The organism is Microvirga sp. P5_D2 (genome assembly GCF_054049475.1).
The window spans coordinates 21,275-28,307 of sequence record NZ_JBFUMH010000061.1; the positions used below are offsets into that span (position 1 = coordinate 21,275).

The following is a 7,033-nucleotide window of genomic DNA, read 5'->3' on the forward strand; positions in this document are numbered from 1 at the left end:
CAGAACTCACGGGCGTGTCTGACCCGAACCGTGGATGCGATACTTGAACGAGGTCAGCTGCTCCACGCCCACCGGCCCACGGGCATGCATGCGGCCCGTGGCAATGCCGATCTCGGCGCCGAAGCCGAACTCGCCGCCATCGGCGAACTGGGTCGAGGCATTATGCAGCACGATGGCCGAGTCGACCTCCGCCAGGAAACGCTCAGCCGCCGCCCGGTCATCCGTCACGATGGAATCGGTGTGGTGCGAGCCGTAAGTCTCGATATGCGCAATCGCCTCATCGAGCCCGTCCACGACGCGCACCGCAATGATGGCATCGAGATATTCGGTGCGCCAATCCTCGTCCGTCGCCGCCGTCACCCGCACATCGGCAGCCTGCACATCGTTGTCGCCGCGAACGGCGCAGGCCGCGTCGAGCAGCATCGCGACCAGCGGCTTGAGATGCGTACCCGCGCAGGCGCGGTCCACGAGCAGGGTCTCGGCCGCGCCGCAGACGCCGGTGCGGCGCATCTTGGCGTTCAGCACGATGGCCTTCGCCATCTCCAGATCGGCCTTGGCGTGCACATAAACATGGTTGAGGCCTTCCAGATGCGCGAAGACGGGCACGCGCGCCTCTTCCTGCACCCTTGCCACGAGGCTTTTGCCGCCGCGCGGCACGATGACGTCGATATTGCCATTCAGTCCCGACAGCATGGCGCCGACCGCCGCACGATCACGGGTCGGCACAAGGCGAATGGCCTCGCGCGGCAGACCCGCCTGCTCAAGACCATCCCCAATCGCTTCCGCGATTTCGAGGGCGCTGCGGAAGCTGTCCGAGCCCGTGCGCAGGATGGCGGCGTTGCCGGCTTTGAGGCAGAGCGCGCCCGCATCCGCCGTCACGTTGGGACGGCTCTCGAAGATCACGCCGATCACGCCGAGCGGCGTGGCCACACGCTCGATCTGCAATCCGTTGGGCCGCTCGAAATTCGCGAGCACGCGCCCCACCGGATCGGGCAGCGAGGCAACGCTCTCGACCGCTGCGGCGATGGCCTCGACGCGTTCCGGATTGAGCGCCAGACGATCGATATAGGCGGCCGTCTGGCCCTTGGCTTTCGCTTCAGTGAGATCCTCGGCATTGGCGGCGAGAATGGCCGTTAGTCGCGCACGAATGCAGGCTGCTATGGCGCGCAGGGCCGCGTTCTTCTGCTCATTGGAGGCCAGGGCGATGCGGCGGGCTGCCTGGCGGGCACAGCGGCCCAGGTCGCCCATCAGCGCCGGGACGTCCGGATTCTCAACCGAAGCCGCACCTGATGCGTTGAGGTGTTCGACGAGCGAATTGTCGCTCAAGGCTCGAGTGTCATCCATGTCCAAGTCCCAGCCCTCCGCTCTCAGGAGGGAAGCTCACGATCCCCGATCCATAGCACGCCGAGCCACCCCAGGGCCAAGCCGTTCCTTGCAACCCTCACCCGAGCCCGCCGAGATCCGGGTGGGAACCTCGGGCTGGCACTACAAATCCTGGCATGGACCATTCTATCCGCAGAGCCTGAAGATCAAGGATTTCCTCATCCATTACGCCGGACGCTTCGATACGGCCGAGATCAATAACTCCTTCTATCGCCTGCCGACCGAGCAGGCGGTGAAGGCATGGCGCGAGAGCGTGCCGGAGGGATTTCTGTTCGCTTGGAAGGTCTCGCGCTTCATCACGCACATGAAGAAGCTGAAGGGCATCGAGGAGAGCATCGACCTCGTGTTTGGCCGAATGGATGGCCTGGGCGATGCCTTCGGGCCTGTCCTGTTCCAGCTGCCGCCCATGCTGAGGGCCAATGACGAGAACCTGGAACGGCTGGCGCGGTGTCTGTCGCTCGTTCCGGAGAACCGGCGCATCGCGTTCGAGTTTCGCCACCCGAGCTGGTACGAGGAACAGACATTCCGCATCCTTCGCGATCACAACGCGGCGCTCTGTCTATCGGACCATGCGGATGCTCCCGCGCCTTGGCTGACCACGGCCGACTTCGTCTATGTGCGGGCCCATGGGACCAACGGACGCTATGCCGGAAGCTACAGCAAGGAGGCTTTGAGCGACTGGGCCTTCCAGATCATGGAGTGGCGCGGGAACGGGCGCGATGTCTACGTCTATTTCGACAACGACATCAAAAGCGCCGCCCCTGGCGATGCTCAGACCCTGCTCGAACTCTTGGAGGAGTAGTCTCTTCGAGGATTAGTCGCTCAAAGCCATGTCGTCCCGGTGCACCATCTCGGTGCGTCCCGGATAACCGAGGATCGCCTCGATCTCGCGGCTCGGGCGACCGATGATGCGCGCCGCATCATCCGCATCGTAGGCCACGAGACCGCGGCCGAGAACGCGGTTCTCGTCGCGGATCGTCACGGCATCGCCGCGATGGAACGACCCCTCGATCCGGCGCACGCCCACGGGCAGAAGGCTCGCGCCGCCTTTGAGCGCGCGCGCCGCGCCATCATCCACAATGAGCGTGCCGCGCGTCTCAAGCGCACCGGCGATCCAGGTCTTGCGCGCGGTCGCGGGATTGGAGGGCGTGAGGAACCAGGTGCAGCGCCCGCCTTCCGCGACACATTTCAGCGGATTTTTCGCACGTCCATCGGCGATGACCATATGCGTGCCGCTGGCGGTCGCGATCTTGCCCGCCTCCACCTTCGTGCGCATGCCGCCCCGCGAGAGTTCGGAAGCCGCCCCCCCGGCCATCGCCTCGATGGCAGGCGTGATGCGCTCGACCACCGGAATGTGCTGCGCGTTGGGATCGGCTGCGGGCGGCGCGGTATAGAGCCCATCGATATCGGAGAACAGCACCAGCAGGTCGGCGCCGATCATGGTCGCGACGCGCGCGGCGAGACGATCGTTGTCGCCGTAGCGGATCTCGGATGTGGCGACGGTGTCGTTCTCGTTGACGACAGGCACCGCGCGCATTTCAAGAAGCTTCAACGTGGTCGCGCGCGCATTCAGGTAGCGCCGGCGCTGCTCCGTATCGGCGAGCGTCACCAGAATCTGCCCGGCGGTGATGGCGTGATGCGCCAGCACTTCCGACCATATCCGCGCCAGCGCGATCTGGCCGACGGCCGCCGCCGCCTGGCTTTCCTCGAGACGCAAAGCACCGGAGGGCAGGCCCAGCACCGTGCGGCCCATGGCGATGGCGCCCGACGAGACCACCAGCACATCCGCCCCTTGCGCATGAAGATCGGCGATGTCTTCGGCAAGCGCCGCAAGCCATGCATGGTTCAGCCGTCCGCGCGCCCTGTCCACCAGAAGCGCGGAGCCGACTTTGAGAACGACGCGGCGGAACTGATGGATCTGCGGGATCACGGGCGCCACTCGTCCTGAGTCTCGACCGCAATCTCCTCGGCCTTCGCCTCGTCGATCACCGTGAGGAGTGACTGCAGCACTTCCTGCACGCCCTGGCCGGATGCCGAGGACAACACGAGGGGCGTGCGCTTGCAGGCCTTCTTCAGCTTCTTGAGCTGCTCCTTCAGCGTCTCCTCATCCAGCGCATCCGCCTTGGAGAGAGCGACGATCTCGGGCTTGTCCGCAAGGCCATGGCCATAGGCTTCGATCTCGTGGCGCACGGTCTTGTAGGCCTCGCCCGCATCCTCGCTCGTGCCTTCCACGAGATGCAGCAGCACGCGGCAGCGCTCCACATGGCTCAAGAAACGGTCGCCGAGGCCCACGCCTTCCGAGGCACCCTCAATGAGCCCCGGAATATCGGCCAGCACGAACTCGCGGTTATAAACGCGCACCACACCGAGCCCCGGATGGAGCGTGGTGAAGGGATAATCCGCGATCTTGGGCTTTGCCGCGGTGACAGCGGCAAGGAAAGTGGACTTTCCGGCATTGGGCAGCCCGACCAGACCCGCATCGGCGATGAGCTTGAGGCGCAGGATGAGCGTGTGCTCGATACCCTCCTGGCCTGGGTTGGCCCGGCGCGGCGCGCGGTTGGTGGAGGTGGTGAAATAGGCGTTGCCGAAGCCGCCATTACCGCCTTTGGCGAGCAGAACCCTCTGGCCCACATAGGTCATGTCGGCGATGACGGTCTCGCCGTCTTCTTCCAGGATCTCCGTGCCGGCCGGAACTTTGAGCACCGCATCGGCGCCCTTGGCGCCCGCGCGGTTCTTGCCCATGCCGTGGCCGCCGGTCTTGGCCTTGAAGTGCTGCTGGTAGCGATAATCGATGAGGGTGTTCAGGCCCTCCACGCATTCGGCCCAGACATCACCGCCACGGCCGCCATCGCCGCCGTCCGGCCCGCCGAACTCGATGAATTTTTCACGGCGAAACGATATGGCACCGCCACCGCCGTTGCCGGAGCGAATATAGATTTTGGCTTGGTCGAGAAATTTCATAACCCGTATCCTTTACGGGACGAGAGCATTTTCCGCAAAGTGGGTCCGGTTTTGCGCGAGAAAATGCGACAAGCCAAGACTTTTCAAAGCACTCTTCGGTTTAAAGGACCGGAAAATGCTCCTGTTACGGGCAGCAGAAAAATAAGGAAAGAGCGCTTCCCGATTGTGGGAAGCGCTCCGGTTGATCAGCTGGCCAGGGAAACAGCCCTGTCCATTTCGACCTCGATGCAGTTGGGCTCGGGAATGAGGCCCATCTGCGACCAGGTCTTGAGGCTTTCCCATGCCCGCCGGTCGAGGCGGAAATGATCGGCCGGGTAGAGACCGCCCCTGGCGGGCAGTTCCATGAGGCCGGCGCCCTGATAGGCGAAGCCGCACTTCTCCAGAACCCGCCGGGAACTCGGATTGATGACCCGGGCGCTCGCGGTCAGCTCGGTCTCGTCGCCATAGGCGAAGAAGGCATCGATCAGAGCCCGCGCCGCTTCCGTGGCATAGCCCTGGCCCCAGGAGGGGATGCCGAGCCAATAGCCGAGATGCGGCTTGCCGTTCTCCGGATCGGGACTGATGCCCACCATCCCGATCAGGCTGTTGGGCTTGCCCTTCGGGGTGATGGCGAGCTGCAGACTTTCGCCGTTCGCATTGGCGTGCCTGGCCTGGAAGATGAACCTCTCGGCTTGCTCCGGGGAGTAAGGATGCGGAATTCGAGCCGTCATGTCCGCGACAGCTTTCTCACCGGCCAGGCGTACGATCGCCTGGGCATCCGCAAGTCGGGGCCAGCGCAGCCAAAGGCGGCGGGTCTCGAGACGGAAAACGTCGTCACGGGTGAGGTCGGGAAACATGCTCTTGCTCCGATCCGAATGGGCCCCCTTGGCCCGGAAAACACGAAGGGGAGGTGGACATCCCACCTCCCCTGTCGGTTTTGGATCTGAGCTTGGCCTTTTCGGGCCTTAGATGGAGCTTCTGATCCGCCGGGTCGGTGTGATGCCGGCGGGAGCTCCTTCGTTTTGCTCTCGCCGTTTACTCTGCGGCCTCTTGGGCCGGGACGACCGATACGAACGCTCGGCCTTGACGCGTAAGGAATCGGACTCGGCCATTGGCCGTGGCAAAGAGGGTGTGGTCTTTGCCCATGCCGACGTTAGCGCCGGCAYGCCATTTGGTGCCGCGCTGACGAATAATGATGTTGCCAGCGATCACCTGTTGATCGCCGAACTTCTTGACGCCGAGACGACGGCCTGCGGAGTCGCGGCCGTTGCGAGACGAACCGCCTGCTTTTTTATGAGCCATGGGTATGTACTCCCGTGTTCTGTTTCAGGTGCCGAACGCTTATTCAGCGGTGGCCGGCGCAGCTTCGTCAGCCGCAGCCTTGGTGGTCTTCTTGGCCGCAGCTTTCTTGGGCTTCGCGCCAGCGGCGAGGATCTCGGTGATCCGCACCACGGTATAGTCCTGGCGATGCCCGCGCTTGCGGCGCGAATTCTGGCGACGGCGCTTCTTGAAGGAAATGACCTTCTCGCCGCGGGTGTGCTCCACCACTTCGCCTGCCACGGTCACGCCCTCGATGAGGGGCGCGCCAACCTGGGTGCTGCCGTCGTTGGTGACCATGAGAACCTGGTCGAAGGTAACGGCGGYACCCGGCTCGCCCGCGAGCGTAGCGATGGTGATGACGTCATTGGCGGCAACGCGATACTGCTTGCCGCCGGTCTTGATCACTGCGAACATCTTGATCCTCGTGTTCAAACCCAATTCTCAACGGGAAATCTCCCGCAGGATTGGCTTTTTGGCAGTTTCCGGCTTCAATTCACGACTACATAACGCAGCCGCACGGATTGGCGCAGGCACTCGTACCCGCCCATAGAGGAAGGCTACCTACGGGCTGCCCCCGGATTTGTCAATCAAAAACCTTGATCAAGGCGCTTGAACACCCGCCAAGCCCATGATATCCACCCGGCCTCAACCAGCGGGCTAAATGCCTTCGCGACCCGGAGAGGTGGCAGAGTGGTTGAATGCACCGCACTCGAAATGCGGCATACGGGCAACCGTATCGGGAGTTCGAATCTCCCCCTCTCCGCCAGATCTTCTTACAACGCACTGATTTAATTGCTTTTTAGCATTCGTTGCGGGCGAAGCCCCTCATTATGCCCCACATTTTTGAGTGCATTGCACTGGACCTTTTTGGATCCAGCCCTGTGCGGACAAAAAGACGATTTGTCCGCACAGGAGAGAGCCAGGTTACGGACGAGGCAGGTCTTGAGAGAGCACCTGGAGCTCAACCCCAATTCAACAGCGGAGCACAGGCAGCGGCTGATCACAGTCCACTTGATCCTTATCACGCCCGCCCTGCTCGGCCTGGTCGTGGTTATTCTCATCAGACGACCCGCTATCCGATCGACGCCTTAGCGGGAAAGAAACTTTGTGACACACCTTGAAGCGTGACCACTTTCTGGAATTCTCGGTCTAAAGTATCAGACCTACCCGCGATTTCATCCAACGCTCACTGCGATCCCCCGGAGATGCGAGCGATCGGCGCGTTGAACGTGCGCGCAACCTCCCGGGCGACGGCCTCGGAATGGCCGGAGCGCGAGTAGTAGACCACCGCAACCGCCAGGTTCGGTTCCCCCACCGGCGCGTAGGCGCCGCTCACGACGTAGGTCCGGTCTTTCACGGCCATCAAGGCGAAGGCGGCGATCCCAAGGAC

8 protein-coding genes and 1 tRNA gene are annotated in these 7,033 nt (G+C 63.2%); 2 read left to right on the top strand and 7 right to left on the bottom strand.

Annotated features, from left to right (window positions below; translation table 11 throughout):
- Window positions 1-6: 6 nt before the first annotated feature.
- Window positions 7-1,248, bottom strand: coding sequence for a glutamate-5-semialdehyde dehydrogenase (locus tag ACXJKO_RS16470; protein ID WP_457092176.1), 1,242 nt, complete (start codon window positions 1,246-1,248; stop codon window positions 7-9).
- A gap of 184 nt (window positions 1,249-1,432) precedes the next feature.
- On the opposite strand from ACXJKO_RS16470, the gene ACXJKO_RS16475 reads away from it, so the two are divergent.
- Window positions 1,433-2,185 (top strand): DUF72 domain-containing protein, encoded by a 753-nt coding sequence (locus ACXJKO_RS16475; RefSeq protein WP_457092166.1) that lies wholly within the window; start codon window positions 1,433-1,435, stop codon window positions 2,183-2,185.
- Between the two features lie 12 nt (window positions 2,186-2,197).
- Here the strand turns inward: ACXJKO_RS16475 and proB are convergent, their stop codons facing one another.
- From proB to rplU, 5 genes are all read right to left on the bottom strand, one after another.
- The gene (gene proB, locus ACXJKO_RS16480) at window positions 2,198-3,322 is read right to left on the bottom strand and encodes a glutamate 5-kinase (protein WP_457092167.1); all 1,125 of its coding nucleotides are present in this window, start codon (window positions 3,320-3,322) and stop codon (window positions 2,198-2,200) included.
- A complete protein-coding gene (obgE, locus tag ACXJKO_RS16485) occupies window positions 3,310-4,344 on the bottom strand; it encodes a GTPase ObgE (RefSeq protein ID WP_457092168.1) in 1,035 nt (344 codons plus the stop codon). Before obgE ends, proB begins: the two co-directional genes overlap by 13 nt.
- Before the next feature lie 185 nt (window positions 4,345-4,529).
- A complete protein-coding gene (locus tag ACXJKO_RS16490) occupies window positions 4,530-5,180 on the bottom strand; it encodes a GNAT family N-acetyltransferase (RefSeq protein ID WP_457092169.1) in 651 nt (216 codons plus the stop codon).
- Window positions 5,181-5,358: 178 nt separating this feature from the next.
- Window positions 5,359-5,625 carry a 50S ribosomal protein L27 gene (gene rpmA, locus ACXJKO_RS16495; RefSeq protein ID WP_457092170.1) on the bottom strand — a complete coding sequence of 89 codons (267 nt, stop codon included), beginning with the start codon at window positions 5,623-5,625 and terminating at the stop codon, window positions 5,359-5,361.
- A gap of 39 nt (window positions 5,626-5,664) precedes the next feature.
- On the bottom strand, window positions 5,665-6,057 hold the full coding sequence (gene rplU / locus ACXJKO_RS16500; protein WP_457092171.1) for a 50S ribosomal protein L21: 393 nt from the start codon (window positions 6,055-6,057) through the stop codon (window positions 5,665-5,667).
- Window positions 6,058-6,319: 262 nt separating this feature from the next.
- On the opposite strand from rplU, the gene ACXJKO_RS16505 reads away from it, so the two are divergent.
- Window positions 6,320-6,409 (top strand) — tRNA-Ser (locus ACXJKO_RS16505).
- 420 nt (window positions 6,410-6,829) lie between these two features.
- Here the strand turns inward: ACXJKO_RS16505 and ACXJKO_RS16510 are convergent.
- A partial coding sequence (locus ACXJKO_RS16510; RefSeq protein WP_457092172.1) for a hypothetical protein occupies window positions 6,830-7,033 on the bottom strand: 204 nt, incomplete at its 5' end.